We start from the raw sequence: 25,319 nt of genomic DNA, 5'->3' as shown, positions 1-25,319 counted from the left end.
ACGCATCATGACCGACGCGAGCAACACCGACGGCACCGTCGCCGCCTCCGACCGCCCGAAGGGCACGATGGAGCAGATCATCGGCTCCTTTCTGCTGCTGAAGGAAAGCCCGGTCGGCGTCATCGGCATGGCGCTGGTCGTCTTCTTCGTTTTTGTGGCGATCTTCGCGCCCTTGCTGGCGCCCTATCGCTACGACGCCTTTTTGGAGCCGTTCGCCGCGCCGATGACGACGACGGCGAACGGGGAGTTCCTGCTGCTGGGCGCAGACCAGAAAGGGCGCGATATCTTCTCGCGGCTGATCTACGGCACCCAGCGGGTCGTCTTCTACGCCTCGGTCGCGACATTCAGCGCCTATGTGGTGGGCATCCTGATGGGGCTGGCGGCCGGCTACTTCCGCGGCTGGGTGGACGAGCTGCTTTCCTTCCTGGCCAACGTCATCCTGTCCTTCCCGGTCATGGTGCTGTTCGTGCTGATCATCACCACGGCGGGCGCCTCGGGCCTGACCATCGTCTTCGCGGTGGTCTTCGCCTCCGCGCCGGGCATCATGCGCATCGTGCGCGGGCTGACGCTGGACATCGCGACGCGCGACTACATCGCCGCCGCCCAGACCCGGGGCGAGAATCCCTGGTACATCATGTTGGTCGAACTGCTGCCGAACGCCCGCGGGCCGCTGATCGTCGAGGCCTGCCTGCGCATGGGCTACACGACGATCACCATCGGGGCCTTGGGATTCCTCGGCCTGGGGCTGCCGCCGCCCTTCCCGGATTGGGGCGGGATGATCAACGAGACCCGCTCGCTCGCCATGGGCGGCTTCTGGTGGATGCCGTTCTTCCCTGCGCTCGCGGTTTCGCTGCTGGTGCTCGGCTTCAACCTGCTGGCCGACGGCCTGCGCGAAGTGTCGCTGCGCGACTGACCTCTGGGGTAAGGGAGAAAGAAGCATGAGCGACACGCTGCAACAGGCCGAACCGGTCAAGGCCCCGCCCAAGGGAGAGGCGGTGCTGGAGATCAAGGATCTCTCGATCTCCTACTTCATCCGCGCAGGCGAAGTGCCGGCCGTGAAGGACTTCAACCTCACCCTGATGCCCGGCGAGGCCGTCGGCATCGTGGGCGAATCCGGCTGCGGGAAGTCCACGGTCGCCATGGCGATCATGCAGTATATGGGCGGCAACGGCGGCATCGTCGGCGGCTCCATCAAGTTCATGGGCCGGGACATGGCGCAGATGTCGACGGAGGAGCTGCGCCAGCTTCGCGGCTCCGACATCGCCATGATCTACCAAGAGCCGATGTCGGCCCTGAACCCCTCTATGCTGATCGGCAAGCAGCTGATGGAGGTTCCGCTCTTCCACGAGCCCGGCATCAGCGAGGACGACGCCTGGCGGCGCGCCGAGGAGATGCTGGCGAAGGTGAAACTGCCCGATCCGGCGCGCGTCATGAACGCCTTCCCGCATCAGATCTCGGGCGGTCAGCAGCAGCGCGTCGTCATCGCGATGGCGCTGCTGTCCAACCCGACGCTGTTGCTGCTGGACGAACCGACGACCGCGCTCGACGTGACCGTGGAGGCCGGCATCGTCAAGCTGATCAAGGAGATCAGCGAGGAGTTCGGCACCTCCATGATCTACATCTCCCACAATATGGGGCTGATCCTGGAGACCTGCGATCGGGTTTGCGTGATGTATTCGGGCGTCGCAGTCGAGACGGGCACCGTGAAGGAGGTGTTCGACATGATGCGCCACCCCTACACGCGCGGGCTGTTCGGCTCTATCCCGCTGCCGACGGCGGACAAGAACGCCAATCCGCTGGTGCCGATCCGCGGCCAGTTGCCCTTGCCCTACAATCGGCCGGAGGGCTGCTATTTCGGCCCGCGCTGCGATTTCTTCGAGGCCGGGCGCTGCGACGATCCCAAGGGCATCCCCTGGCTGACGGTGGACGAGGCGAGCGGCCACGCCGTGCGCTGCGTGCGCTGGACCGAAATCGATTGGGACAACTACAGCCCCGACATCGAGCAGCATCCGCCCAACGAGCCGGGCGACGAGGTGCTGCATGTCGAGAACATGCGCAAATATTTTGAGATCCGCGACAGCTCCATCAAGGCGCTGCTCACCGGCAAGAAGTCGCGCTGGGTGAAGGCGAACGAGTCGATCAGCTTCTCCGCGCGCAAGCGCGAGACGGTCGCGATCGTGGGCGAGTCCGGCTGCGGCAAGTCCACTTTCGCCAAGGTGCTGATGGGGCTTGAGACCTCGACCGACGGCAAGATCGTCTACAACGGCGAGGAGATCTCGCAGCTTCCGGTGACCCGCCGCACGCCGAAGCAGATCTCCAGCCTGCAGATGGTCTTCCAGAACCCGAACGAGACCCTGAATCCGTCGCACACCGTCGGCGGTCAGATCACGCGGGTTATCCGAAAGTTCGGGGTGACCCAGAACGAGGAGGAGGTCAACAAGCGCCTCGACGAACTGCTCGATCTCGTGAAGCTCCCGCGGGCCTTCAAATACCGCAAGCCGCGGCAGCTCTCCGGCGGCCAGAAGCAGCGCATCGGCATCGCGCGCGCCTTCGCCGGATATCCGCCGATGGTGATCGCGGACGAGCCGGTCTCGGCGCTCGACGTTTCGGTTCAGGCGGCGGTGACAGGGCTGCTGATGGACATCCAGCGGCAGTACGACACGACGCTCCTGTTCATTAGCCACGATCTGTCGGTCGTCCGATATCTCTCGGACCGGGTGGTGGTGATGTATCTCGGCATGATCATGGAGCAGGGAAACGTGGAGGAGGTCTACGCGCCGCCGTACCACCCCTACACCGAGGCGCTGCTCTCGGCCGTGCCGATCGCCGACACGTCGATCGAGAAACGCGAGATCGTGCTGGAGGGCAATCTTCCATCCGTGTTGAATCCGCCGAAGGGGTGCCCGTTCTCGACGCGTTGCCCGCGCAAGATCGGCTCGATCTGCGACGACGAGCGTCCGCCGTTCCGCGACGCCGGCAACGGTCACGTCATCACCTGCCATATCGAGTTGGAGGAGCTCTCGAAGGTCGCGCCGGTGATCGTGACAAAGAACCCCGGCGGGGACGCGACGGCGCCCGAACCGGCTGAGTGATCGATTTCATCGTTTCTCCGGGGGGAGAAGGGGCGGGAACGGGGTCGTAGGGCGGAAACGCCCTCGACCCCGTCGCCTTTTGCGCGCGATGATGGTAGGCGGGAGCCGCCAGACTTCAGAGGCACGGACCGTAGAATAATGAGCGACGCCGCCGCACCAGACCGCCCGCCCGCCGACGGGCAAGGACTTCGCGGCGGGGGCAAGCCGATGTTCTTCCGCCGGCTTGAGGTGTTGGAGGCGTCGGCGCACGGCGATCTGCGCCTGAAGCAAACGGCGGACTACGGCTTCGCGCGCGACAGCCACATGATCCCGCTGAACGCGGTCGAGTTCATGGCGGCCGCACGTCACTATCCGATTCTGTTCAATGGCGATCAGACCAGCATGCCGGTCGTGCTGGTCGGGGTTCGTCAGGCCCAGAACCTGTTCGTCGAAGCGGATGGAAGCTGGACCGTCGGCTGCTACGTCCCCGCCTTCGTGCGCCGCTATCCGTTCGTGCTGTTACGCGATCGCGCGTCGGAGCAGGCGGGCGGGCCGGCGATTCGGCTCGGCCTCGACGTCGACGCCCCGATGCTGACGAGCGCCGAGGCTGCCGCGCCGCTGTTCGTGGACGGCAAGCCGAGCGACGTCATGAAGCGGCGCGGCCGCTTCGCCGGCGCTTTCGCGCGCGAACAAGCGCGCACGCGCCGCTTCGTCGAGGCCTGCCTGGAGCGCGACCTGCTGATCGAGCGCGCAGTGGACGTTGAATTGGCGGACCAGCGTCATATGGCCATTCGCGGCTTCAAGGTGATCGATGAAGAACGTCTGCGAGCCTTGCCGGTCGAGGATATGGAGCCATGGTGGCGCAACGGCTGGTTCGCCCTGGCGGTCGCTCATTTGGTGTCGCTCGGCAATTTCGGACGGCTCTTCATGAAGGACGAGAAACACGCCGACGCGCCGATGGATTTTTCGCCGCGCGAAAGGTGAAGAGGCCCGGTAGGCCGGCGCCGCGCTCCGCGAGAATCCGGATCTCTCACAAGACCCCGCGCGGACGCGCAGCGCCGAGGAGCGGCCGGCAGGGCGCGTCTCGGCGCATGCGCGAAGCCGTTTGACTCGGACGACAGGCGCCCCCTAAACTCCAATTGTCCGACAAACGGACGGAAGCCGTCGACACAAGGCGGTCACGAGGCGGCGGGGCCGCCGCAAGGGCAGGGTGGAGCGCTATGACAGCAGACGACGCCGCGCGCGCCGCCTTGGGCGAGCGACCCCGCAAAGCGGGCGAAGAGGGCATGAGTCTGCGTAAGCTCGCCGTTGCGCCCACCTACCGCGTGGTTGCTGAGACGATTGAGCGCGAAATCATGGAAGGACGTCTGAAGCCGGGCGATCGGCTGCCGTCTGAGACGGCGCTGGCGGACCAGCTCGGCGTCAATCGCTCGACCGCGCGCGAGGGGCTGCGGCTCCTCGAACAGACCGGCCTGGTGGAGCGCAAGTCGGGCCGGCGCCTGCACGCGGCCGTGCCTGGGCATCAGGAGCTCAGCAGCCGCGCGAGCCGCGCGCTGTTGCTGCAACAGGTGACCTTCATCGATCTGCACCAGCTCCTCATGGTGTTGGAGCCGAGCGCCGCGGCGCTGGCCGCACGGGCGATCGAAGAGACCGACCTGCGGCACCTTGAGGATAATGTCGAGCGGACCGAAGAGGCCGTCGCTCGGGGCGAGAGCGTGACCCAGCTCGATCTAGAGTTTCACGACATCATCGGGGCCGCGGTCGGAAATCCGGCTTGGCTGATGGCGCGGGAGCCGGCGGCGAACCTGATGTTCCCGGCGGCCGATCCGATGATGAACGCGCTGCCCCAAGCGCCCAAGCGGCTGGTGGACGCCCATCGCGAGATCCTCAACGGCCTCAAGCGTCGCGACGCCGATCATGCGGAGCTGTGGATGCGCAAGCATATCGTGGACTTCAAGCGCGGCTACGAGCTCGCCAAACTGGAGATGGATCAACCGGTGCGCGCCGCCGGTTTGTGGAGCAAGGATCAGGATCAGTGACGACGCAGCAGATCTGCATCGCGGGCGGCATGCGCACGCCCTTCGGCGACTACGGCAAATCGCTCAAGAACACGCGCATGATCGATCTCGGAATCCACGCGGCAAAGGCCAGCGTGGAGCGGGCGGGGATTGCGCCGGAGAAGCTTGACCATTCCGTCTGGGGCAACGTGCTGCCGGTCGACCATGACGGCTTTTACGCCAGCCGCGCCATCGCGCTTGGGATCGGCATGCGCGAGGAGAGCTGCGCGCTCAACGTCAGCCGCGCCTGCGGGTCGGGCACGCAGGCGATCATCACCGCGGCCGAGCAGATCCTGAGCGGCCACGGCAAGCTGGCGCTGGCCGGCGGCGGCGAGAACTTCTCGCGCGGGCCCTATATGGACACCGCGAGCCGCTGGGGGGCGATCCGCGGGCCGAAGGTGATGGAGGACAGCCTGGACTGGGCTTACCGCGACCCCTTTTCGCGCGAGTTGATGGGCGAGACGGCGGAGAACCTCTCCGACGACTTCCAGTACACCCGCGAGCAGATGGACGAATACGCGCTGATGAGCCAGCAGCGCGCGGGCGCGGCGATCGAAAGCGGCTTCCTGGGCCGCCAGATTGCGCCGATCGAGGTGAAGGAGGGCAAGACGACCCGCCTGATGGAGGTCGACGAGTTCCCGCGCCCCACAGTGACGGCCGAAAAGCTCGCGAAACTGAAGCCGGTCTTCCGCGAGGGCGGGCGGGTTACGCCCGGCAACAGCTCCGGCGTGACCGACGGGGCGGCGATGGTCGTCGTCGGCGATCGCGCCGCGCTGGAGGCGGAGGGCGCCGCGCCGCGCGTCATCCTGAAGGATTGGGCGATCGTCGGCGTCTCCCCCCGGATCATGGGCTGCGGGCCGGTCCCGGCGATCCGCGCGCTTTTGGAGCGCAACAACATGTCGCTCGGGGACATCGACTACTTTGAGATCAACGAGGCCTTCGCGGCCGTCAACCTGCACACCGAACGGGAGCTGGGGATCCGTCGCGACAACACGAACCTCTATGGCGGCGGCATTTCACTGGGACATCCGCCGGGCGCCACGGGCGCGCGGATGACGCTGGTCGCCATGGAGCACCTGGAGGAGACCGGCGGCCGTTACGCCGTCGTCAGCATGTGCATGGGCGCGGGCCAAGGCATGGCCGTGCTGCTGGAGAATATCGGCCGGGCATAAGGCCGGTTATCGGATCGTCCGGGGCGCGTCGGGAGAAACCGGCGGCCTCCGCCGAGAAAACGGACGATCGACGCGCCCCGCACCCGCAAAGCCGGGTCGGGCGCAGACCAAAAGGGAGGAGTAGCGTAAATGTCTGGAGTATCCTTCAAATCGGCCCTCAAGGGGCTGATGGCGGGCGCGGCGCTGGCCGCGTTCGGCGTCGGCGCCGGGGCGGGAACGGTCTCCGCGCAGGAGACCTATAAGATCGGCGTCGTGACCTTCCTGTCCGGTCAGGCGGCCGAAAGCTTCGGCGTGCCGGCTTGGGACGGCGGGCGTCTGCTGATCGAGAAGCTGAATGCGGGCGAAGTGCCGGCGCCGTACGATACGGTCGGCTTCGGCGGCATGCAGATCGAGGCGATTCCGATCGACGAGGCCGGCGGCGCCACCAAGCAGGTGCAGGAATTCCGCAACCTGGTGCAGCGCGAGAACGTCGACGCCGTCGTCGGCTACGTCTCCTCGGGCGACTGCCTGGCGATCGCGCCGGTGGCGGACGAACTGCAGGCGCTCACCATCCTCTACGACTGCGGCACGCCGCGCGTCTTCGAGGACGGTCAGTACGAGTACGCTTTCCGCACCGCGGCCCACGCCACCATGGATAACGTGTCGATGGCCCGTTACCTGAAGGCGCGGGGCGTCGACGTGGACAGCATCGCCGGCCTCAACCAGGACTACGCCTGGGGCCATGACAGCTGGCGCGATTTCACGGCCGCGATGGATCAGCTCTACCCCGAGGCCGAAGTGGTGGCCGAACTGTTCCCGGCCTTCGGCGCCGGTCAGTACGGCACCGAAATCTCCGCCCTGATGCGCGAGCGTGCGGACGTCGTCCACAGCTCCAACTGGGGCGGCGACCTGCAGTCCTTCATTCTGCAGTCGATGCCGCGCGGGCTGTTCCAGCGCAGCCAGGTCGTGCTGTCCGCCGGCGACCACGTCATCCCGGCGCTCGGCAACAACTTCCCCGAGGGCGTCGTGCTCGGCGCGCGCGGGGCCTACGGCCTGATGTCGCCGGACACGCCGCTTAACAACTGGTGGTTCGACACCTACCAGGAGCGCTACGGCGTGATCCCGGTGCAGGCGCCCTACCGCATGGCGCAGGCGATCCTCGGCCTGAAGTCGGCGATCGAGAAGGCCATGGCGGCCAACGGCGGCGAGCGTCCGACCAAGGACGAGATCCGCATGGCCCTCAAAGGTCATGAGTGGGAGTCCCCCGGCGGCCTGATCCAGATGAAGCTGGGCAACGGCCACCAGGCCATCCAGCCGACCGCCATCGGCACCACCGCGAAGGACGAGAACGGGAACATCACCGTGACCGACATCGAGCGCTTCGCGGCCGAGTGCGTGAACCCGCCCCCGGGCCAGAACAGCGTTGATTGGATCAACGCCGGCTTCCCGGGCGCCAAGTGCGAGTGATCGAAGCCGCGCTTGGTTGAATGAAGAGGGGACGGGCGCGTCCGACGGGCCGAGGCGGTCCGCCGGGCGCGCTCCGAACCCCGCTCCTGCGGGCAGTGAAGGGGATGGGTCCCAGCGATGCTTGACGTCATAACAATCCTGGTCGACGGCGTGGTCTACGCCTCGTACCTGTTCATGGTCGCCCTCGGGCTGACCCTGATCTTCGGGGTGCTGCGCATTCTCAACATCGCGCACGGCAGCCTCTACGCCTTCGGCGCTTATGCGGCGGCCACCTTCACGACCTTCGTGCCGGCGCTCGGCCTGCCGCCCGAATTCTCGCTGATCGCGATGTTCTTGGCGGCGCTGGCGGTGGCGATCGTGCTGGCCCCGATCCTGGAGCGCGGGCTCTTGCGGCTGTTCTACGGCCGGGACGAGGTGCTGATCCTGCTGATCACCTACGCGGTCTTCCTGGTCCTGGAGGACGTCAGTAAGCTGATCTGGGGCGTCCAGCCCTATTACGTGTTCGAGCCGCGCAATCTCTTCGGGAACGTCGAGATCGGCGAGCTGTTCTACGTCGGCTACGATCTCATGCTGATCGCGCTGGCGGCGGTCGCAGGGCTGGCCGTCTGGCTCGGCCTCAACAAGACCAAGGTCGGCAAGATCGTGCTGGCCGTGATCCACAATCCCGACGTCAGCGCCTGCATGGGCGTGCGAGTCAACTGGGTCTATCTGCTGGCCTTCTTCGTAGGCGTCTTCCTGGCGGCGCTGGCCGGCGCCTTCACCTCGCCGCTGATCTCGGTTCAGCCGGGTATCAGCATCCCGATCATCATCGCGAGCTTCGCGGTGGTCATCATCGGCGGCCTCGGCTCGATCCCCGGCGCGGCGATCGGGGCCTTGATCGTCGGGATCGCGCGGGCGACGGCGATCTACGAGTTCCCGGCCGCCGAGGTCTTCATCATCTATTTCGTGATGGCGATCGTGCTGGTCTTCCGTCCGGAAGGCCTGTTCCAGCGCACGCAAGCGAGGAAGATCTGAGCCATGCACGCCTCGACCAAGAAAACCTATCTCGCAGGGCTGCTGTCCGGATTGGCGCTGATCGTTCTCGGCTTCGCGCTGCCTGACTGGCTGCTCTTCACCGTCACCAAGGCCTTCGGCTACGGGCTGGTCTCGCTCGGCATCATCACGCTGATGCGCGGCGGGCTGGTCTCCTTCGGCCAGGGGCTCGTCTACTGCATCGGGGCTTACGCCTCCGGCTTGCTGGCGGTGCACGCCGGCGTCACGGAAGCGCCGCTGCTGCTGTTGATCGGCATGGCGGCGTCGACCGTCGTCGGTCTGATCGCAGGACCGCTGATCGCGCGCTATCGCGGCATCTTCTTCGCGATGCTGACGGTGGCGCTCTCCATGGTGCTGTACGGCCTGCTGGTGAAGATGAACTCGATCGGCGGATCCGACGGCTTCACCTTGCCGGAGCCGACCTTCTTCGGCTGGCAGCCGACGGTGGAAACCTCCGATCTTGCGCTTTACGTCCTGGCGGCGATCGTCGTCGCCGTCGCCGCCACTGCTTGCCGGCTCTATTACGACTCGATGGCCGGCATGCTCGCGCTCGCCGTGCGGGAGAACGAACTGAGGGTGGAGTATCTCGGCTCCTCGGTCTTCAACGTGACCGTGCGCAACTTCACGATTGCGGCCGCGCTGGCGGGCCTGGGCGGGACGCTCAACGGCATGGCGTTGGGCCATATCGACCCGCTGTTCAGCTTCTGGACGACGTCGGGCGAGTTCGTGTTCATCGCGGTGCTCGCGGGCCATCTCAGCGTGTCGGCGGTGTTCGTCTCCTCGCTGATCCTGGAACTCGTGCGGTCCTTTTCGAACCGCTATTTCCCGGAGACCTGGCAGTTGGTCCTGGGCTCGTTCCTGATTGCCGTCATCATCTTCCTGCCGGGCGGCATCGGGTCCTTGTGGGAGCGCATCAAGGGCGGGCGTAAGCCGACCGGCCAGAAGGCCGCCGAACGCGCCGCCGAAGAGGGGAGGGCCGCGCCGTGAGCACACCGTCGAACGCACCGACCATTCTGGAGGCCAAGGACCTGCAAAAGCGCTTCGGCGCGGTGGTCGCGGCCCAGGACATCAACATTGCGGTGGGCCTTGGCGACAAGCTGTCCCTGATCGGGGCCAACGGCGCCGGCAAGACCACTTTCATGAACATCGTGACCGGTTACCTGAAGCCGGACTCCGGGTCGATCCTGCTGGAGGGCGACGACGTCACCAAGCTGAACCCGCGCCAGATCACCCAGCGCGGCGTCTGTCGGTCGTTCCAGATTCCGCAGCTCTACGAGCCCATGACGGCGCTGGAGAACATCATGGTCGCCTTCGGGGCGTCCGGCCGGCGGTTCTCCATGCTTCGTCCAGCCGATGACGCCGAGACGGTCGATCAGGCGCATGCGATGCTGAAGCGCTTCGCGCTCGACGACTACGCCGACCGCAAGGTGAGCGAACTGCCGGGCGGCGTGCGAAAGCTCCTCGACATCGCGATGGCGCTGGTGCGGCGGCCCAAGGTTCTGCTGCTGGACGAACCGACCTCCGGCGTCAGCGTGGACGAAAAGTTCCCGCTGATGGAAACGGTAATGGAGGCGCTGTCGACCGAGGAAGTGACCGTCATCTTCGTCGAGCACGACATGGACATCGTCACCCGCTATTCGGATCGGGTGCTCGCCTTCTATCAGGGGCAGGTCATCGCCGACGACGATCCGGATGAGGTGCTCTCCGACCCGGCCGTGCAGAAATACGTCACCGGCTCCGCCAAAGGCGGCGCCGCGAAGGAGGAGGCCGAGGCATGACGATCGCGGTCGAAAACGCCCACGTGAAGATCGGCGCGATCGTCGCGCTGCGCGGTTTCAGCCTAAGCGCCGAGACCGGCCAGATGATCGGCCTGACCGGCCGGAACGGCGCCGGCAAGACGACCTTCATGAAGGCGATCATGGGCCTGCATAAGCTGACGGAGGGCAAGATCGCCTTCGACGGGCAGGACCTCTCCAGCGTGCCGATCCACCGCCGGGCCAGCCTGGGCATCGGCTATATGCCGGAGGATCGGGGCCTGATCCCGGAACTGACGGTGGAGGAGAACATCCTGCTGCCGACCTGGGTGACGCCGGCGCTGGATGCGGACGAGCGTCTGTCAGTCGTCTACGACATCCTGCCGGAGTTGAAGGAGATGCGGCAGCGCAAGGCCCTGCTGCTTTCGGGCGGGCAGCAGAAGATGGCGGCGCTGGCCCGCGCGCTGGCCGCCGGCACCAAGCTTCTGCTGCTGGACGAGCCGTTCGAGGGGGTGGCGCCCGCATTGTCCGAGCGTCTTGCGGAAGTCATCGGCAACCTGCGCGGCGGCGGGCTGACGGTGATCCTTAGCCAATCGGAACTCAATCACTCCTTCGACATCTTCGACCGCGACTTCGTCATCGAACGCGGCGCCAACGCGGATGTGACCGAGCCGGCATGAGCGATTTTGACGATACGACGTTGGAGTTCGACCCGGATCGCCTGGCCGATTATCTGAAAGGACGGTTTGACGATCTAGGGGATATGACCGGTATCGAGCGATTCTCCGGCGGCCAATCGAACCCGACCTTCAAGCTGATCGGGACCAAGGGAGCGGTCGTGCTGAGAAAGCAGCCGCCCGGGGATATCCTTCCCTCGGCCCATGCGGTCGACCGCGAGTATCGGGTGATGAGCGCGCTCGCCGAGACCGACGTGCCTGTGCCGCGCATGCTGCATTTCTGCGAGGACCGCGAGATCGTCGGGACTCCCTTCTACGTCATGGGCTTCCTGGAAGGACGGGTCTTCCATGACGGAGCGCTTCCCGATCTGTCGCCGGAGGAGCGCGCGCAGGCCTATGACGGCATGAACCGGGTGATGGCGGCCTTGCATCAGGTCGATCCTGAGGCCGTGGGATTGAGCGATTTCGGAAAGCGCGGGGGCTATTTCGAACGCCAGATCCGGCGTTGGTCGAAGCAACTCGAGCTCTCAAAGACCCGCGACGTCAGCGTGCATGAGCGGGTGCGGGATTGGCTGACGGCCAATATGGAGCCGGACGAGGAGACGCAGATCTGTCACGGCGACCTGCGCATGGGGAACCTCCTGTTCGCGCCCGATCGGCCCGAGCCGATCGCGTTGCTCGATTGGGAGCTCTCGACGCTCGGTCATCCTCTGGCCGACGTCGCCTTCAACTGCATCGCCTACCATTCGACCCCGGACGAATATGGCGGACTTCTCGGCCTCGACCTTGAGACGATGGGAATCCCGAACGAGCGGGATTATCTCGCTCGCTATTACGAGCGCACGGGGCGCAGCGAGACGGTGAAGACTTTTCATCTCGCTTTCTCGCTATGGCGTTTCGCGGTGATCTTCGAGGGGATCTCCGCGCGCGCCGCCTCGGGCAACGCGGCCGCCGAAGATGCGGAGAAGGTGGGCGAGCTTTCCGGCTCCTTCGCCCAGCGCGCGGCCGATTTGATCGACGCCGACGGCTGAGGCCGTCGACCCCTGTTTGACTGAGCTTGGAAGGAAGAGCCTGAGCGATGGATTTCGCCTACACCCCGAAGGTTGAGGAGTTGCGCGAGCGCGTGCAGCGCTTCATGGACGACCATATCGTCCCCGCTAATCCCGAATGGCTCCGCGAGACGGAAAAGGGCGTCTACCCGCCCCAGATCGTCGAGGACCTGAAGGAGCGCGCAAAGGAGCAGGGGCTATGGAACCTGTTCCTGCCTGACCTGCGCGACGACGAGCCCGGCACGCGGCTCACCAATCTGGAATACGCGCCCCTGGCTGAGATCATGGGCCGGATCTTCTGGGCGTCGGAGGTCTTCAACTGCAACGCGCCGGATACGGGGAACATGGAGCTGCTGCACCTGTTCGCGACGGATCAGCAGTATCAGGACTACCTCAAGCCGCTGCTCCACGGCGAGTGCCGGTCCAGCTTCTCGATGACGGAGCCGGACGTCGCCTCCTCGGATGCGACCAACATCCAGACCACCATCCTGCGCGACGGCGACGACTACGTGGTCAACGGGCGCAAATGGTTCATCACCGGCGCGGCCGATCCGCGCTGCAGGTTCACCATCGTCCTCGGCGTTTCGGATGACGGCCCGGACGCCGACCCGCACAACAAGCACTCCATGGTCATCGTGCCCATGGACGCGGAAGGCCTTGAGGTCGTGCGCAACCCGCCCATCATGCATCATGTCGCGCCCGAGGGGCATTGCGAGTTGGTCTTCAAGAATGTCCGCGTGCCGAAGGAGAACCTGCTGGGCGAGGAGGGCAAGGGCTTCATGCTGGCCCAGGCGCGTCTCGGGCCGGGGCGCATTCACCATTGCATGCGCTCGATCGGCCAATGCGAGGTGGCCCTCGAACTCGCCTGCGAGCGGGCGCTGGAGCGCAAGACCTTCGGCAAGTCGCTGTCCGAGCACGGCCAGGTCGCCGAGTGGATCGCACTGTCGCGCATGGAGATCGATCAGGCGCGCCTGATGGTCCTGCAGGCCGCCTGGAAGATCGACAAGTTCGGCGCCAAGGCCGCGCGCACCGACGTCTCGGCCATCAAGGTGGTGGTGCCGCGTCTGCAGACGACGGTGCTGGACCGCGCGATCCAAATCTTCGGAGCGGCCGGGCTGACGCCGGATACGCCGCTCAGCTTCCTGTGGACCTGGGGGCGGGCGCTGCGCTTCATCGACGGGCCGGACGAGGTGCATATCCGCTCCGTCGCGCGGCGCGAGCTGAAGCACGCGAAGGAGCATCGCGGCCGCTCGCTGCCCTACATGACCACGCCGGACATGCTGCACGGCTGACCGGGGGCGAGGGCGCAGGTGGCTGAGGGCATCCGGCATGAGGCGCATTTCGGGCGCGTGATCCGCTGCTTCGCGGATCGCGCGGCGAACGCCGACGCCATGCTGCGCGCGGCCGCCGCCGCCAACCCTGACGGCGACGCCGTGGTGGACGGCGATGTGCGTCTCAGCCACCGGACGCTCGACGACCTCGCGACGCGCATCGCGGCCGGGCTTCAGGCGCAGGGCTTGAAGACCGGCGACCGCGTCGCGCTTCTGATCGGCAATGAGCGGCGCTTCGTCGCCTGCCTGATGGGGATCGTCCGGGCCGGGATGATCGCCGCGCCCGTCAGCGTTCGGGCCTCTCGCCGCGAGCTTGCCTACATCCTGGACGACTGCGGCGCGGCGGCGCTGATCCACACCCCTGATTTGGCCGAGGCGGCGCCGGAGAAGGGGGCGTTCGCCGCTCTGTCGCATGTCATCGCCACGGACGAAGACGCCTTCGCCGCGCTGGAGGAGGCCGATCCGGCCGCCTTCGAGCCGCCGCCGCTGGGGGAGGACGATGCGGCCGTCATTCTCTACACGTCCGGCACCACGGGCGACCCGAAAGGGGCGATGCTGACCCACCTCAACATCGTTCATTCGGCCAAGCATTTCGAGGTCTGCTTCGAGATGACCGCCGCCGACCGAAGCGTGCTCGCGGTGCCGGCGACGCATGTGACCGGCTTGGTCGCCAATCTCTTCGCGATCCTGTCGGTCGGCGGCGCGCTGTTGATTTTGCCGAAATTCGACGTGGCGGGTTTTCTGGATCTCGCCGCGCGCGAGCGGATGACGCACACGCTGATGGTCCCGGCGATGTACAATCTCTGCCTGCTGCGCGCCGAACTCGGCGACTACGACCTGTCGCGCTGGCGGATCGGCGGCTTCGGCGGCGCGCCGATGCCGGAAAGCACGATCCGACGGCTGGCGGAAAAGCTGCCCGATCTGCAGTTGCTGAACGCCTACGGCTCGACGGAGGTCACGTCGCCCGCGACCATGACGCCGCTCGGCGTGCGGGATCGCGCCGACAGCGTCGGCCGCGCCGTGCCCTGCGGCGACGTCCGGATCATGGATGCGGACGGCCGGGAGGTTCCGCCCGGCGAGACCGGCGAGGTCTGGATCGGCGGGCCGATGGTCGTCCCCGGCTATTGGAACAAGCCGGAGAGGACGGCCGAGAGCTTTGTCGGCGGCTACTGGCGCTCGGGCGACGTCGGATCGATGGACGCCGAGGGCTATCTCAAGGTCTTCGACCGTCTGAAGGACATGATCAACCGCGGCGGCTACAAGATTTTCTCGGCCGAAGTGGAGAACGTGCTGGCCTATCATCCGGACGTCGCTGAAGTCGCTGTCGTCCCCCAGGCCGACCCCGTGCTGGGCGAGCGCGTGCACGCCTTCATCCACCCCAAAGCCGGCGCCGCGATCGACGAAGAGGCGTTGCGCGCCTTCTGCGCGGAGCAGCTCGCCGACTACAAAATCCCCGAAGGCTTCACGCTCTCGGCGGAGCCCTTGCCGCGCAACCCGAACGGCAAACTGATGAAACGCGAGCTGCGCGCGCGGGTCGCGCCGCACGCCTGACGCCTCATTCGTCGAGAAAAGGAGACGCCCCATGCGCGCTCTGCTCTGCAAGGATTACGGCGGGATCGACGCGCTCGTCGTGGACGAGACGCCGAGCCCCGCGCTCAAACCGGGCGAGGTGCGCGTGCAGGTCGAGGCCTGCGGCGTCAACTTCCCCGACACGTTGATCGTCGCGGGCAAATACCAGTTCAAGCCCGAGCCGCCTTTCAGTCCCGGCGGCGAAATCAGCGGGATCGTGGTCGAGTTGGGAGAGGGGGTCGAGGACGTCGCCGTCGGCGACGCCGTCATCGCGATCACCATCTGGGGCGGCTTTGCGGAGGAGATCGCGGTCCCGGCCGCGCAGCTGCTCAAGCGCCCGCCCTCGATGGACCCGCGCGTCGCCGCGGGCTTTTCCATGACCTACGGCACGGCCATGCATGCGCTGGTCCAGCGCGCCGATCTGCAGGCGGGCGAGACGCTGCTGGTTCTGGGCGCGGCCGGCGGCGTCGGCCTGGCGGCGGTGGAGATCGGCAAGCGATTGGGCGCGCGCGTCATCGCGGCGGCGAGCAGCGCCGACAAGCTCGCCGTCGCCGCAGAGGCCGGCGCGGACGAGGGCGTCAACTACGCAGAGACCGGCCTGAAAGACGCGGTCAAGGACCTGACGGGCGGCAAGGGCGTCGACGTCGTCTTCGACCCGGTCGGGGGCGAGCTGACGGAGCAGGCGTTGCGCGCGACCGGCTGGCGCGGCCGTCACCTGATTGTGGGCTTCGCCGCCGGCGAGATTCCGAAGATCCCGGCCAATCTGACTCTGCTGAAAGGCTGCGCCGTCGTCGGCGTCTTCTGGGGCGATTTCGTAAAGCGCGAGCCGGACGCAAACCGCGCGAATTTCGACCGCTTGTTCGGCTGGGCGGAGACGGGGGCGATCAAGCCCTTGATCTCCGAGACCTTCACGCTGGAGACCGCGTCCGACGCGCTTCGCAAGCTGGCCGCCCGCCAGGCGCTCGGCAAGCTGGTGGTCGACCTCGCGAAAGGATGAGGGGCCGCGTCGGCGCCATTCCGGTTGATCGCCGCCCCCGGCCTCGCTAATGCTTCGCCTCAGTCGGGGCGTAGCTCAGCCTGGTGGAGCGCCTGCTTTGGGAGCAGGAGGCCGTTGGTTCGAATCCAGCCGCCCCGACCATCTCCATCGTCCCTAAACTCTCTGGTCAAGGAGACGCGGGCCCCCAGTCGCTCACGGGGGCGCGAGCCGCGCGCCTGACGGGCCGCGGCGCTGGATTTTGACCGAAAAGCGGCTGGAGTCAGCGCGCTTCCGTCTCCTCGCGCATGGCGTGCTGGACCAACTGCAGCAGCCCGTCGATGCGATCGCGACAGGCGACGGCGTGTTGGCAGCCGTCCGTAATGGCGCATTGCATGAGGCGGCTGAGTTCTTGCGTAGCCCCTTCGAGCAGGGCTTCTTCGATCAGGTCCTCGCCCGCGTCGGCGATCCTGGCGCAATCGGCAAGCATGGCGGTCCGTCATCCTTCACGTCGCGGCCGCCCCCTAACGTCGACCGTCAGTCTTTCGATAGCCGAAACATAACGCAAGCAAGGGCCCATTTAAAGGCCCCGACAGGGCGGTGCGACGGAACCGCGCGTCTTTTCAGGCGCGGCAAGGCGCGCTAAACAGACGACGCATGCTATTCGCTCAGGGCACTTCAGGGGTCGCGCGCCATGGAAGTCAGGATCTACAAACCCGCCAAGACCGCGATGCAGTCGGGCCGCGCCAAAACCAAGGACTGGGTCCTTGAGTTCGAGCCCGCGGACGGCGGCAGACCGGATCCGCTGATGGGCTGGTCCGGCTCTCGGGACACCCGCAAGCAGGTGAAACTGCGTTTTCATTCCGAGGAAGAGGCGATCGCCTACGCCCAGAAGCACGGCTACACCTACACGGTCGAAAAGCCGAAGGCGCGCACGATTCGCCCCAAATCCTACGCCGCCAATTTCGCTTATGACCGCGTGCGCCCCTGGACGCATTGAGGAGCGCGGCGAGCGAGGGCGGCGGCCCGCGTCGGCCCCGTAGCTCAACCGGATAGAGCAGGCGCCTTCTAAGCGTCAGGTTGCAGGTTCGAGTCCTGCCGGGGTCGCCATCCGCCGCCTTTCGTGCGCCCTGGACAGCGTCGGGCGGCGCGGTAATGTGCCGTACTGGACCGGCCGTGAGTGCAGGGCCGACGGGCGGGGGCGGCGATGATGGATTTCTCCTCTTTCAAGCATGCGCAGGCGTTTGAGAGCTTTTTTGCGCATGTCTCGCAGACGGCGCCGTTCGACGTGCTCACTGTTCCCCCGGACCTGTGGGAGAACCTGTATCTCCTCGAGGTGCGCCAGGACGGGGGGCTGATCGTTCGTTTGGCGGGCGCGCAGGTGCGCGACGTGTTCGGCCGGGACCTGCGGGGTCTCGACCTGCGTCAAGTCTCGCACGGCGGCGATTCGGCGCGGGTGACGGCGGCCTACGACCAGGTCGTCGCCGAACGGCGAGCGGCCGTCATGCGCCGGCGGGTGCATCTTCCGACCAAACGCGTGACCCGTGTCATCGAGTGCGGTTTCGCGCCGCTCTTCGACGCGGCGGCGCCGGATCGCTCCACGGCGCCGGTCAACCGCATTCTGGGCTGCTTCTTCGCCTTAGAGGCGGGCGTTCGCAGCGCGGATTACGGTAAGGACGACTTCGCCCTGCACCTCGGATAAGCGATATGGGCCTTAAGATTTCCCTTTCGCGCCAGCGATTTCTCGCGTAAAAGGGGCGCGTTAGGACCGAACGTCGGTCGCGGCCCGAAAAATAGCGCCGCGTTGTACGACCGACGTTTCCGTGTCAACGGCTCCACCCTGGTACTCGTCGAGATCTATCGAGGACGACCCTGAGGTTTAGGCGTCCCGACACCGCCGCGTGCGCGTTGCGCGCGGCGGACACAGACTCGAAGAGAAGGCACGAAAAGCTATGGAAGCTGGCACCGTTAAGTGGTTCAACCCGACCAAGGGCTATGGGTTCATTCAGCCGGATGCGGGCGGCGCGGATGCGTTCGTTCACATCTCCGCCGTCGAGCGCGCGGGCCTCAACTCGCTGAATGACGGCCAGAAGGTCGAGTACGAGCTCGTCCAGGGCCGTAACGGCAAGTACGCCGCTGAGAACCTGAAGGTCGTCGGCTAAGCCGCTTTTCTCTCCGCCCGGAGAGACGAGAGACCAGGAAGGCCCGCGCCGCATGCTCGGCGCGGGCCTTTTTCTTGCGCGGAATCCGGCTAAAGTCGCGATACGCGGTGCACTTGATGCGGGAGGGGCGATGCGCGTTTCGCGGTGGGCGGCCACGGCCGCGGCGGCTGTTTTGACGGTCGGTTGCGCGCAGATCGAAGGCGTGCTCGAGGAGGCGGATCGGCGGTTCGTCCGAACCTTCGAAGGCCTCCCGGCGGCGCTTCCCTTATGGCCCGCGGATCAGGAGGCGAGCGCCGGCGCCCGACCCCGGGAGCCGTCCGACGACGGCGGCGGGCGCAACGCGCCTGCAGCCGCAGCCGAAGGCCCCGGCCTGCAGGCCGCCAGCGCCTTGGCGCACGCGCAGAGCGACGGCGCGCGCGCCCGCGCCATCGCCGACTTGGAGCGGTTGGCGCAGGCCGGCGACGCCGAGGCGCAATACGCCTTGGGTCGCGCCTACGGGGACGGGCGCGGCGTCCCGCAGAACCTGTCCGAGGCCAACCGGCTGTTCCTGGCCGCCGCCGACCAGGGCCATATGCGCGCGGAGGCGATGGCGGCGCGGGCCGCCTATTTCGGCTACGGCCGTCCGCGCGACCGGATCGAGGCGGCGCGCCGGTTCGACCGGGCGGCCGCGGCCGGCGTGCCCGAGGCGGAATATCAGTTCGGCCTGATGCTGATGCAGGGCGGCGCCGTCAGCGCCGATCCGCCGCGCGGCCTCGCCTTACTGGAGCGCGCGGCCGAGGCGGGTCACCCGCAGGCGCAGTACGCCGCCGGGGTTGCCGTCAGCGAAGGGCGCGGGGGGCCGGCGAACGCGGCCTGGGCCGCGCGCTGGTACGCCAAGGCGGCCGCCCAGGGCGTGCCGACCGCGCAATACATGATCGGCCTTTACAGGATTGTTGGAGAGGCTCTGCCGCGCGACTGGACCCGGGCCTACGGCTGGCTGACCCTGGCGGCGCGCAACGAGGTGGAGGCCGCAGAGGCCATGCGCGCGGATCTGGCGGCGCGCCTCGACGGCCCGGCTCGCGAGCAGGGCCTCGCCTTCGCCGAGCGCTTCGCAGCCGCACCAAGCGCGGGCGGCGTTCACGACGATCCGCCCAGCGTCACCTTCGTCCAATGGGCGCTGCACGGCGCCGGCTTCGACCCGGGGCCCGTCGACGGCGCCTTGGGTCCGATGACGACGGCGGCGCTCAAGGATTTCCAGCGCTCTGTCGGCCTCGCGCCCGACGGCGTCCTCGGGCCTCGGACGCTCGCCGCCTTGCGCCGCGAGACGGACGGGTCGGCCGAGGCGGGACGGTGAGGGGAGGCGTCCTGCTGATCCAGGCCGTTGAAAGCGGCCGTCACCCGCCCGCGCGGTAGCGCGCCAGCGCGTCCGGCGTATCGATGTCGGTCAGGACGCCGGCGTCCTCCATCTCGACCTCGACCGCCAAGTCCTCGTACGCGCCGATCAGGACTTTGGCGCCGGCGTCGCCGGCCAGATCCTGCATTTCCGCGAAGAAGCGCCTTGCGAACAGCACCGGATTCCCCCGCTTGCCGCGATAGGTGGGCACGCAGATGGCGCGTCCTTCGGCCGGATCGAAGGCGGAGATCAGGCGGTCGATCGTCGTCGCCGTGACGCCCGGCATGTCGGCGAGGCAGACGACGACGCCGTCGACATCGTCGGGCAGCGCCGCGACGCCGCGCTTCAGGCTGGCGCTCAATCCATCGGCGTAATCGGGATTGTGCACGTACTCGGCCTCGCACGGCTGGATCGCGGCGCGCAGGCGTTGCGGCTCCGCGCCGGTGACGATCGTCAGGCCGTCGACCGACGAGGCGGCGAGCGCCTCCGCCGCGTGCGCCGCCATCGGCTTGCCGGCGACGTCGGCCAGCAGCTTGTTCTCGGCGCCCATGCGGCGCGACTGTCCGGCGGCCAGCAGCAGACCGGCGATTTTCGGCGCCCGCTTCGGACCTTCGGCCGCGGCGGGCTTTTCGTCCGCCCGCGGTTGCGGGCGCGACGGGATTTCCTTCAACAAGCCGCCGTCGCCCATCCGCATGACGTCCTCGCGGCAGACGCGGACGTCGGCGCACAGCCGCGTCAGCACCCAGTCGAAGCCGTTCGGCTTCGGGCTGCGCACGCAGCCCGGCGCGCCGATCACCGGCGTGTCATGGAGGCGACCCAGCAGCAGCAGATTGCCCGGATCGACCGGCATGCCGAAATGTTCGACCGAGCCGCCCGCCGCCTCGATCGCAGCCGGGATCACGTCACCGCGGTCGACGATGGCGGAGGCGCCGACGGCGATCACGATGTCGGCGCGCCGGGCGGCGGCGTCCAGTTCGCCGGCCAGCGCCTGAATGTCATGCGCGCAGCGCGTCTCGCTCTCCAACAGGCTGCCGAGCGAGTGCAGCCGTTGCGTCATGATGGGGACGGTCTTGTCCAGGACGCTCGCCTTGGTCTCGGGCAGGTGCGTCTGGATCAGGGCGGCGCGCTTCTCGACCAGCGGGGCCACGCGCATCAGCGGACCGCCGTCGGCGGCCAAGCGCTCCGCCTCCTCGACAGCCCAATCCGGGGCGGCGAAGGGGATGATCTTGACGGTGGCGGCCATCTGTTTCGCCTGCACCCGTTCGAAAGCGGGAAGCGCCGCGACCGTCACCGCCTCGTGGATCAGATTGACGGCGTCTAGGCGCGCCCGGTCGAAGACCAGCACGCCGCTCGACTTCACGATCAGATTGGCGCGGCCGGTGAAGGGTTCCGCCGCGCTCAGATTGGCGCCGCAGCCGGCGCGCGCGATACGCCCGGCGGCCTCGTCCTCGTGGACGTCGTCGGCGTCCAGTCGCGCGGCCGTCACCTCCGTGCGGCCGTCGGCCTGCAGCGCGGCCACATCGTCTGCCGAGAGGCGACGACCTTTCTTGAAGCGCTTCCCGCCGACTGTCTGGCTGTGCGCCAGGATCGCGCCTTCAGCCTGGTCGAGGGGGGTGGGACCGAACCGCATCGCCGTCTCAACGCCCTTTTGCGCCGCGCAGCGCCAACGTGATCTGCGCCATTACGGAGATCGCGATCTCGGCGGGGGAGACCGCCCCGATGTCGAGGCCTATCGGCGCGGCGATCCGCGCGATCTCGGCCTCGGTCAAGCCGGCTTCGGTCAACCGGTCGACCCGCTTGGCGTGGGTCTTCTTGCTGCCTAGCGCCCCGACGTAGAAGGCGTCCGAGCGCAGCGCGCGCACCAGCGCCGGATCGTCCAGCTTGGGGTCGTGCGTGAGCGCGCAGATCGCCGTCCGTCGGTCTGGGGCGAGCGCCTCCAGCGCCTCGTCCGGCCACCGGTCGTCGACGGCGACGCCGGGAAAACGCTCTTCGCTGCCCCAGGCGCCGCGCGGGTCGACGATCGTCACGTCATAGCCTGCGGCGTCGGCGATCGGGGCCAGCGCCTGGGCGATGTGCACCGCGCCGACGCACAAGAGCCGAAGCGGCGGGTTGAAGATTTGGACGAAGTAGGAGCGGCCGTCGCCGGCGTCGACCGTGCGGCCCTTGTCAACGCGGAGCGCGGCCTCGGCGGCGTCCAGCACGTCGGCGGGCGCGATCAGGCCGCCGTCGGCGATCTCGCCGTCGACCAGCAACGCCTGATCGCCGTCGTCCAGGCGGGTAATCAGGGCGGTGCTGCGCTTTTCGTCGCGCGCGCGGTTGAGGGCGTCCAGCAGCTGGCGCTTCATGGCTCAAGTCTCTCCACATAGACCTTCACCTCGCCGCCGCAGGCGAGGCCCACCTCCCACGCCATCGCGTCGGAGACGCCGAACTCCATCAACTTCGGGTCGCCCGTCTCCATGACGTCCAGCGCTTCGGTCACGACCGCGCCTTCGATGCAGCCGCCGGAGACGGAGCCTTCGAAGGCGGCGTCCTCGTTCACCACAAGCTGGCTGCCCACGGGCCGGGGCGAGGAGCCCCAGGTCTGCACCACGGTGGCGAGCGCCACTTTCTTGCCCGCATCGGCCCAGCGGGCGGCTTGGCGGAGAATGTCATCGTCGGTGATCATCGCCTCGCGTCCTCGTCTGAAGATGGCCCCGGTCTCTTCTGAAGGAGAGAGAAAACAGGGCTCACGCCGCTAGTTCCCGCCACCGCGCCATCTCGGCCTTGGCGGCCATGTCGCTGGCGCTCAGAGTCTCCGCCAGCTTGGCCAGACTGTCCAGATTGTGCACCGGGCGGAACTCGTCGACATGCGGAATCATCGCGCGGGCGCCGGCGGTCTTGGGCGCGTATCCGTCGTAGCGCAGCAGCGGATTGAGCCAGATAAGGCGGCGGCAGCTTTTGTGCAGCCGCTCAATCTCCTTCTCGAGGCCCACCGCCCCGTCACGGTCGAGCCCGTCGGTGATCAGCAGCACCACCGGCCCCTGGCTCAGCACCCGGCGCGACCAGTCGGCGTTGAAACGGTGCAGCGTCTCGCCGATGCGCGTGCCGCCGGCCCAATCTTCAACTGTGGCCGCGACCTTGTCGATCGCCTGATCCGGGTCGCGCGCGCGCAGATGGCGCGTGATGTTGGTGAGCCGCGTGCCGAACAGAAAGCTGTGAACCCGGTCGCGATCGTTCGTCAGCGCGTGCAGGAAATGCAGGATCATCCGCGCGTAGCGATCCATCGAGCCGGAGATGTCGCATAAGACCACCAGGGGCGGGTTCTCACGCTTTCGGCTGCGGCGCTTCAGGTGGATCATGTCGCCGCCCTGCCGGGCGGACGCGCGCAAGGTGGCGCGCAAATCGGCGCGCCGCCCGTTCGGGTCGGCGCGGAAGCGGCGGGTCTTCACCGGCTTGATCGGCAGGCGCATGCGCTTGATCGCTTGGCGGGCCTGATCGAGCTCCGCCGTCGTCATCTTTTCAAAATCCTTCTCCGCCAAGACCTCCTGAGCGGAGACGGAGAGCGCGGCGTCGAACTCGACCTCCTCCTCGTCCTCGTCCTGCGCCTGCGCGCCGTCCTGATCGTTCTGACCGGCAAGGGCCTCCGCAAGCCGCGCGGCCATTTCAGGCTTGTCCTCTTCCGCCTCCTCGCCGCGCATGGCGGGCAGCATCATGCCCATCATGCGCTCCAGAAGGTTGGGGTTGCGCCAGAAGAAGTGGAAGGCCTGGTCGAAGATCAGACGCTGGTCGCGCTTGTTCACGAAGACCGCATGAAGCGTCCAATAGAAATCCTTGCGGCTGTCGACGCCCACGGTCGCGACCGCGTCGATCGCATCCAACACCTTGCCCGGGCCGACCGGTAGGCCGGCGGCGCGCAGCACGCGGCCGAAATGCATGATGTTCTCGGCCAGCCGGCCGCCGTCGGCTTCGGCCAGGATCAGGTTGGGCGCGGGGGCCTCGGCTTTCTCGGCCATTGGAACAGGCTCTCGCTCGCTCAGGCGGCGCCGGCCAGGTCGCGCTTCACCTCGTCCAGGATTTTGGCGGCCTCCGAGCCTTGGAGTTTCTGAATGTCGTCCTGATACTTCAGCAACGCGCCCAACGTGTCGTTGATCGTGTCCGGGTCGAGCGCCAGACGGTCCAATTGCGTCAGCGCCTGCGCCCAATCGATGGTCTCCGCGACGCCCGGCAGCTTGAACAGGTCGAGCGTGCGGATCTTCTGCACGAAGGCGACGATTTGGCGGGAAAGCTCCTCCGGCGCGTTGGGCGCCTTCACCCGCAGGATTTCCAGCTCCCGTTCGGCGTTGGGATAGTCGACCCAATAGTAGAAGCAGCGCCGCTTGATGGCGTCGTGGATCTCACGCGTGCGGTTGGAGGTCAGGATGACGATCGGCGGCTCCTGCGCCTTGATCGTCCCCAATTCCGGCACCGTTACCTGGAAGTCGGAGAGCACCTCCAGCAAGAAGGCCTCGAACGGCTCGTCCGTGCGATCCAACTCGTCGATCAGCAGGATCGGCGCCGCGCCGCCGGTCGACTCCAGCGCCGTCAGGATCGGGCGCTTGATCAGGAAGCGCTCGGAGAAGAGGTCGCTTTCCAACTGCTCCCGGCCCCGGTCGCCAGCGGCTTCGGCCAGCCGGATCTCCACCATTTGGCGGGGATAGTTCCACTCATAGACGGCGGAGGAGACGTCGAGGCCCTCATAACACTGCAGACGGATCAGCGGGCGCTCCAGGGTAATCGAGAGGACCTTGGCGATTTCCGTTTTGCCGACGCCGGCCTCGCCTTCCAAAAACAAGGGCCGGCCCATGGCGAGCGCAAGGTGCAGCGCGGTCGCGAGCGATCGGTCGGCGACGTAGCGTCCGTCGCGCAACAGGGCTTCCGTCGCGTCGACGTCTTTCGGGATGGGGGGCATGGGGTTTCCTCGTGCGCGGTTTCTTGGATCTCGAGGGGGCGAACCGTCCGGCACGATATAGCCTACGGGGGCCGGCGCTCAACCAGGGCGACGCGCGGCGGACGAGGGCCTATTTTTGAACCCAGCGCCCGTCCTGGCGCAGAAACCACCAACCGGACGGCGCCTTTTCGAAGATCGTCTCGGCGTAGATCGCGGCGATCGCCGGGACGGGCGCGTTCTGGGCCGCCGCCTGTTCTTCGTAATAGGCGCGGCGCTGGCGGTTGATGTCGGCGACGAGGCCGCGGACCTGCGCGTCGGCCCGGCCTTCGTCGCGAACCACGGCCAGGCCGTCATAGCGTTCGCCCACGACGCCGGCGTCGCGCGGGCCGTCGAGGGGCGAGGCGGCCGCCGGCGCCGCCCCGATCAACGCCAGTACGGGCAGGGCGAGGACGGGCGCGGCGAGCAGCGCGGCGAGAAGGCCGCGTCGGGCGTTAAAGACCCGTCGGCTAGAAAATCGGCTTGGTTTCGACATCGTCCTCAGCCTGCTCCTCGACGCGCAGCCGCACGTCGGCGTCGAGCTTCACGTTGAGATTGATGGTGATCGGCTCCTTCGGCGCCTCCACGGCCACGGTGGGCGTGCAGGCGGCGGCGAGGGCCGCGAGCGCCCCGACGACGGCGAACCGCGCGAGCTGGAACGGAAAAAGGGCGTCGAGCGTCATGGCGTCAGACTATCCCCTGGACCGACCGC

Annotated in this window: 26 protein-coding genes and 2 tRNA genes; 20 read left to right on the top strand and 8 right to left on the bottom strand. The window is 67.3% G+C overall.

The features are described from left to right. Nucleotides 1-7: 7 nt before the first annotated feature. The 15 genes from RIB45_RS12890 to RIB45_RS12820 all read left to right on the top strand — a co-directional run bounded on the left by RIB45_RS12890 (nt 8) and on the right by RIB45_RS12820 (nt 16,296). Entirely contained in the window at nt 8-913 is a 906-nt protein-coding gene (locus RIB45_RS12890; RefSeq protein ID WP_350050726.1) for an ABC transporter permease, read from the top strand. A 25-nt stretch (nt 914-938) separates the two neighbouring features. Continuing rightward, nucleotides 939-3,092, top strand: coding sequence for a dipeptide ABC transporter ATP-binding protein (locus RIB45_RS12885; RefSeq protein WP_350050725.1), 2,154 nt, complete (start codon nt 939-941; stop codon nt 3,090-3,092). A 138-nt stretch (nt 3,093-3,230) separates the two neighbouring features. Further along, a complete protein-coding gene (locus tag RIB45_RS12880) occupies nt 3,231-4,055 on the top strand; it encodes a SapC family protein (RefSeq protein WP_350050724.1) in 825 nt (274 codons plus the stop codon). Nucleotides 4,056-4,291: 236 nt separating this feature from the next. After that, nucleotides 4,292-5,110: a FadR/GntR family transcriptional regulator gene (locus tag RIB45_RS12875; RefSeq protein WP_350050723.1), complete on the top strand. Its 819-nt coding sequence runs from the start codon at nt 4,292-4,294 to the stop codon at nt 5,108-5,110. After that, nucleotides 5,107-6,300: a thiolase family protein gene (locus RIB45_RS12870; protein ID WP_350050721.1), complete on the top strand. Its 1,194-nt coding sequence runs from the start codon at nt 5,107-5,109 to the stop codon at nt 6,298-6,300. Before RIB45_RS12875 ends, RIB45_RS12870 begins: the two co-directional genes overlap by 4 nt. 129 nt (nt 6,301-6,429) lie before the next feature. After that, a complete protein-coding gene (locus RIB45_RS12865) occupies nt 6,430-7,746 on the top strand; it encodes an ABC transporter substrate-binding protein (RefSeq protein WP_350050720.1) in 1,317 nt (438 codons plus the stop codon). A 117-nt stretch (nt 7,747-7,863) separates the two neighbouring features. Then, nucleotides 7,864-8,760 (top strand): branched-chain amino acid ABC transporter permease, encoded by an 897-nt coding sequence (locus tag RIB45_RS12860; RefSeq protein WP_350050719.1) that lies wholly within the window; start codon nt 7,864-7,866, stop codon nt 8,758-8,760. Between the two features lie 3 nt (nt 8,761-8,763). Continuing rightward, nucleotides 8,764-9,765, top strand: coding sequence for a branched-chain amino acid ABC transporter permease (locus RIB45_RS12855; RefSeq protein WP_350050718.1), 1,002 nt, complete (start codon nt 8,764-8,766; stop codon nt 9,763-9,765). Further along, nucleotides 9,762-10,556, top strand: coding sequence for an ABC transporter ATP-binding protein (locus tag RIB45_RS12850; RefSeq protein WP_350050717.1), 795 nt, complete (start codon nt 9,762-9,764; stop codon nt 10,554-10,556). The genes RIB45_RS12855 and RIB45_RS12850 overlap by 4 nt, the downstream gene beginning before the upstream one ends. After that, entirely contained in the window at nt 10,553-11,212 is a 660-nt protein-coding gene (locus RIB45_RS12845) for an ATP-binding cassette domain-containing protein (protein WP_350050716.1), read from the top strand. Before RIB45_RS12850 ends, RIB45_RS12845 begins: the two co-directional genes overlap by 4 nt. Beyond that, nucleotides 11,209-12,240, top strand: coding sequence for a phosphotransferase family protein (locus RIB45_RS12840; protein WP_350050714.1), 1,032 nt, complete (start codon nt 11,209-11,211; stop codon nt 12,238-12,240). Before RIB45_RS12845 ends, RIB45_RS12840 begins: the two co-directional genes overlap by 4 nt. Before the next feature lie 47 nt (nt 12,241-12,287). Further along, nucleotides 12,288-13,550: an acyl-CoA dehydrogenase family protein gene (locus tag RIB45_RS12835; RefSeq protein WP_350050713.1), complete on the top strand. Its 1,263-nt coding sequence runs from the start codon at nt 12,288-12,290 to the stop codon at nt 13,548-13,550. An 18-nt stretch (nt 13,551-13,568) separates the two neighbouring features. After that, on the top strand, nt 13,569-15,140 hold the full coding sequence (locus RIB45_RS12830; RefSeq protein WP_350050711.1) for a class I adenylate-forming enzyme family protein: 1,572 nt from the start codon (nt 13,569-13,571) through the stop codon (nt 15,138-15,140). Nucleotides 15,141-15,171: 31 nt separating this feature from the next. After that, the gene (locus RIB45_RS12825) at nt 15,172-16,155 is read left to right on the top strand and encodes an NADPH:quinone oxidoreductase family protein (protein ID WP_350050710.1); all 984 of its coding nucleotides are present in this window, start codon (nt 15,172-15,174) and stop codon (nt 16,153-16,155) included. Nucleotides 16,156-16,219: 64 nt separating this feature from the next. Further along, nucleotides 16,220-16,296 (top strand) — tRNA-Pro (locus RIB45_RS12820). Nucleotides 16,297-16,414: 118 nt separating this feature from the next. Here RIB45_RS12820 and RIB45_RS12815 read toward each other — a convergent pair. Next, a complete protein-coding gene (locus RIB45_RS12815) occupies nt 16,415-16,621 on the bottom strand; it encodes a hypothetical protein (protein ID WP_350050709.1) in 207 nt (68 codons plus the stop codon). Nucleotides 16,622-16,825: 204 nt separating this feature from the next. On the opposite strand from RIB45_RS12815, the gene RIB45_RS12810 reads away from it, so the two are divergent. The 5 genes from RIB45_RS12810 (at nt 16,826) to RIB45_RS12790 (ending at nt 19,626) form a co-directional block, all read left to right on the top strand. After that, complete coding sequence (locus RIB45_RS12810; protein WP_350050708.1) at nt 16,826-17,131, top strand: ETC complex I subunit; 306 nt, start codon at nt 16,826-16,828, stop codon at nt 17,129-17,131. 33 nt (nt 17,132-17,164) lie between these two features. Further along, nucleotides 17,165-17,241 (top strand) — tRNA-Arg (locus tag RIB45_RS12805). Nucleotides 17,242-17,341: 100 nt separating this feature from the next. Further along, complete coding sequence (locus RIB45_RS12800; RefSeq protein WP_350050707.1) at nt 17,342-17,833, top strand: PAS domain-containing protein; 492 nt, start codon at nt 17,342-17,344, stop codon at nt 17,831-17,833. Nucleotides 17,834-18,083: 250 nt separating this feature from the next. Then, the gene (locus tag RIB45_RS12795; protein WP_350050706.1) at nt 18,084-18,293 is read left to right on the top strand and encodes a cold-shock protein; all 210 of its coding nucleotides are present in this window, start codon (nt 18,084-18,086) and stop codon (nt 18,291-18,293) included. Nucleotides 18,294-18,423: 130 nt separating this feature from the next. Next, complete coding sequence (locus RIB45_RS12790) at nt 18,424-19,626, top strand: peptidoglycan-binding protein (protein WP_350050705.1); 1,203 nt, start codon at nt 18,424-18,426, stop codon at nt 19,624-19,626. Nucleotides 19,627-19,666: 40 nt separating this feature from the next. On the opposite strand, the gene RIB45_RS12785 is transcribed toward RIB45_RS12790, so the two are convergent. From RIB45_RS12785 to RIB45_RS12755, 7 genes are all read right to left on the bottom strand, one after another. Beyond that, nucleotides 19,667-21,295: an NTP transferase domain-containing protein gene (locus RIB45_RS12785; protein ID WP_350050704.1), complete on the bottom strand. Its 1,629-nt coding sequence runs from the start codon at nt 21,293-21,295 to the stop codon at nt 19,667-19,669. 7 nt (nt 21,296-21,302) lie between these two features. Beyond that, nucleotides 21,303-22,010 (bottom strand): XdhC family protein, encoded by a 708-nt coding sequence (locus RIB45_RS12780; RefSeq protein ID WP_350050703.1) that lies wholly within the window; start codon nt 22,008-22,010, stop codon nt 21,303-21,305. Further along, nucleotides 22,007-22,330 carry an XdhC family protein gene (locus RIB45_RS12775; protein ID WP_350050702.1) on the bottom strand — a complete coding sequence of 108 codons (324 nt, stop codon included), beginning with the start codon at nt 22,328-22,330 and terminating at the stop codon, nt 22,007-22,009. The genes RIB45_RS12780 and RIB45_RS12775 overlap by 4 nt, the downstream gene beginning before the upstream one ends. Before the next feature lie 61 nt (nt 22,331-22,391). After that, nucleotides 22,392-23,657 (bottom strand): vWA domain-containing protein, encoded by a 1,266-nt coding sequence (locus RIB45_RS12770; RefSeq protein WP_350050701.1) that lies wholly within the window; start codon nt 23,655-23,657, stop codon nt 22,392-22,394. Between the two features lie 20 nt (nt 23,658-23,677). Beyond that, a complete protein-coding gene (locus tag RIB45_RS12765; protein WP_350050700.1) occupies nt 23,678-24,592 on the bottom strand; it encodes an AAA family ATPase in 915 nt (304 codons plus the stop codon). A gap of 109 nt (nt 24,593-24,701) precedes the next feature. Next, complete coding sequence (locus RIB45_RS12760) at nt 24,702-25,103, bottom strand: YdbL family probable chaperone protein (protein WP_350050699.1); 402 nt, start codon at nt 25,101-25,103, stop codon at nt 24,702-24,704. Then, nucleotides 25,078-25,290 (bottom strand): YnbE family lipoprotein, encoded by a 213-nt coding sequence (locus RIB45_RS12755; protein ID WP_350050698.1) that lies wholly within the window; start codon nt 25,288-25,290, stop codon nt 25,078-25,080. The genes RIB45_RS12760 and RIB45_RS12755 overlap by 26 nt, the downstream gene beginning before the upstream one ends. Between the last annotated feature and the right edge of the window lie 29 nt (nt 25,291-25,319).

Origin of the sequence: Marivibrio sp. (genome assembly GCF_040218065.1) — a bacterium.
Classification (GTDB): Bacteria; Pseudomonadota; Alphaproteobacteria; order UBA8366; family Aestuariispiraceae; genus Marivibrio.
This window is presented reverse-complemented; position numbering and strand designations above follow the sequence as displayed.

Excerpts from the sequence above, each read along its gene's own strand:
- RIB45_RS12890 (WP_350050726.1), top strand. The coding sequence starts at position 8 with ATGACCGACGCGAGCAACACCGACGGCACCGTCGCCGCCTCCGACCGC.
- RIB45_RS12885 (WP_350050725.1), top strand. The coding sequence starts at position 939 with ATGAGCGACACGCTGCAACAGGCCGAACCGGTCAAGGCCCCGCCCAAG.
- RIB45_RS12880 (WP_350050724.1), top strand. The coding sequence starts at position 3,231 with ATGAGCGACGCCGCCGCACCAGACCGCCCGCCCGCCGACGGGCAAGGA.
- RIB45_RS12875 (WP_350050723.1), top strand. The coding sequence starts at position 4,292 with ATGACAGCAGACGACGCCGCGCGCGCCGCCTTGGGCGAGCGACCCCGC.
- RIB45_RS12865 (WP_350050720.1), top strand. The coding sequence starts at position 6,430 with ATGTCTGGAGTATCCTTCAAATCGGCCCTCAAGGGGCTGATGGCGGGC.
- RIB45_RS12860 (WP_350050719.1), top strand. The coding sequence starts at position 7,864 with ATGCTTGACGTCATAACAATCCTGGTCGACGGCGTGGTCTACGCCTCG.
- RIB45_RS12855 (WP_350050718.1), top strand. The coding sequence starts at position 8,764 with ATGCACGCCTCGACCAAGAAAACCTATCTCGCAGGGCTGCTGTCCGGA.
- RIB45_RS12845 (WP_350050716.1), top strand. The coding sequence starts at position 10,553 with ATGACGATCGCGGTCGAAAACGCCCACGTGAAGATCGGCGCGATCGTC.
- RIB45_RS12840 (WP_350050714.1), top strand. The coding sequence starts at position 11,209 with ATGAGCGATTTTGACGATACGACGTTGGAGTTCGACCCGGATCGCCTG.
- RIB45_RS12835 (WP_350050713.1), top strand. The coding sequence starts at position 12,288 with ATGGATTTCGCCTACACCCCGAAGGTTGAGGAGTTGCGCGAGCGCGTG.
- RIB45_RS12825 (WP_350050710.1), top strand. The coding sequence starts at position 15,172 with ATGCGCGCTCTGCTCTGCAAGGATTACGGCGGGATCGACGCGCTCGTC.
- RIB45_RS12815 (WP_350050709.1), bottom strand. The coding sequence starts at position 16,621 with ATGCTTGCCGATTGCGCCAGGATCGCCGACGCGGGCGAGGACCTGATC.
- RIB45_RS12810 (WP_350050708.1), top strand. The coding sequence starts at position 16,826 with ATGGAAGTCAGGATCTACAAACCCGCCAAGACCGCGATGCAGTCGGGC.
- RIB45_RS12800 (WP_350050707.1), top strand. The coding sequence starts at position 17,342 with ATGGATTTCTCCTCTTTCAAGCATGCGCAGGCGTTTGAGAGCTTTTTT.
- RIB45_RS12795 (WP_350050706.1), top strand. The coding sequence starts at position 18,084 with ATGGAAGCTGGCACCGTTAAGTGGTTCAACCCGACCAAGGGCTATGGG.
- RIB45_RS12790 (WP_350050705.1), top strand. The coding sequence starts at position 18,424 with ATGCGCGTTTCGCGGTGGGCGGCCACGGCCGCGGCGGCTGTTTTGACG.
- RIB45_RS12785 (WP_350050704.1), bottom strand. The coding sequence starts at position 21,295 with ATGCGGTTCGGTCCCACCCCCCTCGACCAGGCTGAAGGCGCGATCCTG.
- RIB45_RS12780 (WP_350050703.1), bottom strand. The coding sequence starts at position 22,010 with ATGAAGCGCCAGCTGCTGGACGCCCTCAACCGCGCGCGCGACGAAAAG.
- RIB45_RS12775 (WP_350050702.1), bottom strand. The coding sequence starts at position 22,330 with ATGATCACCGACGATGACATTCTCCGCCAAGCCGCCCGCTGGGCCGAT.
- RIB45_RS12770 (WP_350050701.1), bottom strand. The coding sequence starts at position 23,657 with ATGGCCGAGAAAGCCGAGGCCCCCGCGCCCAACCTGATCCTGGCCGAA.
- RIB45_RS12765 (WP_350050700.1), bottom strand. The coding sequence starts at position 24,592 with ATGCCCCCCATCCCGAAAGACGTCGACGCGACGGAAGCCCTGTTGCGC.
- RIB45_RS12760 (WP_350050699.1), bottom strand. The coding sequence starts at position 25,103 with ATGTCGAAACCAAGCCGATTTTCTAGCCGACGGGTCTTTAACGCCCGA.
- RIB45_RS12755 (WP_350050698.1), bottom strand. The coding sequence starts at position 25,290 with ATGACGCTCGACGCCCTTTTTCCGTTCCAGCTCGCGCGGTTCGCCGTC.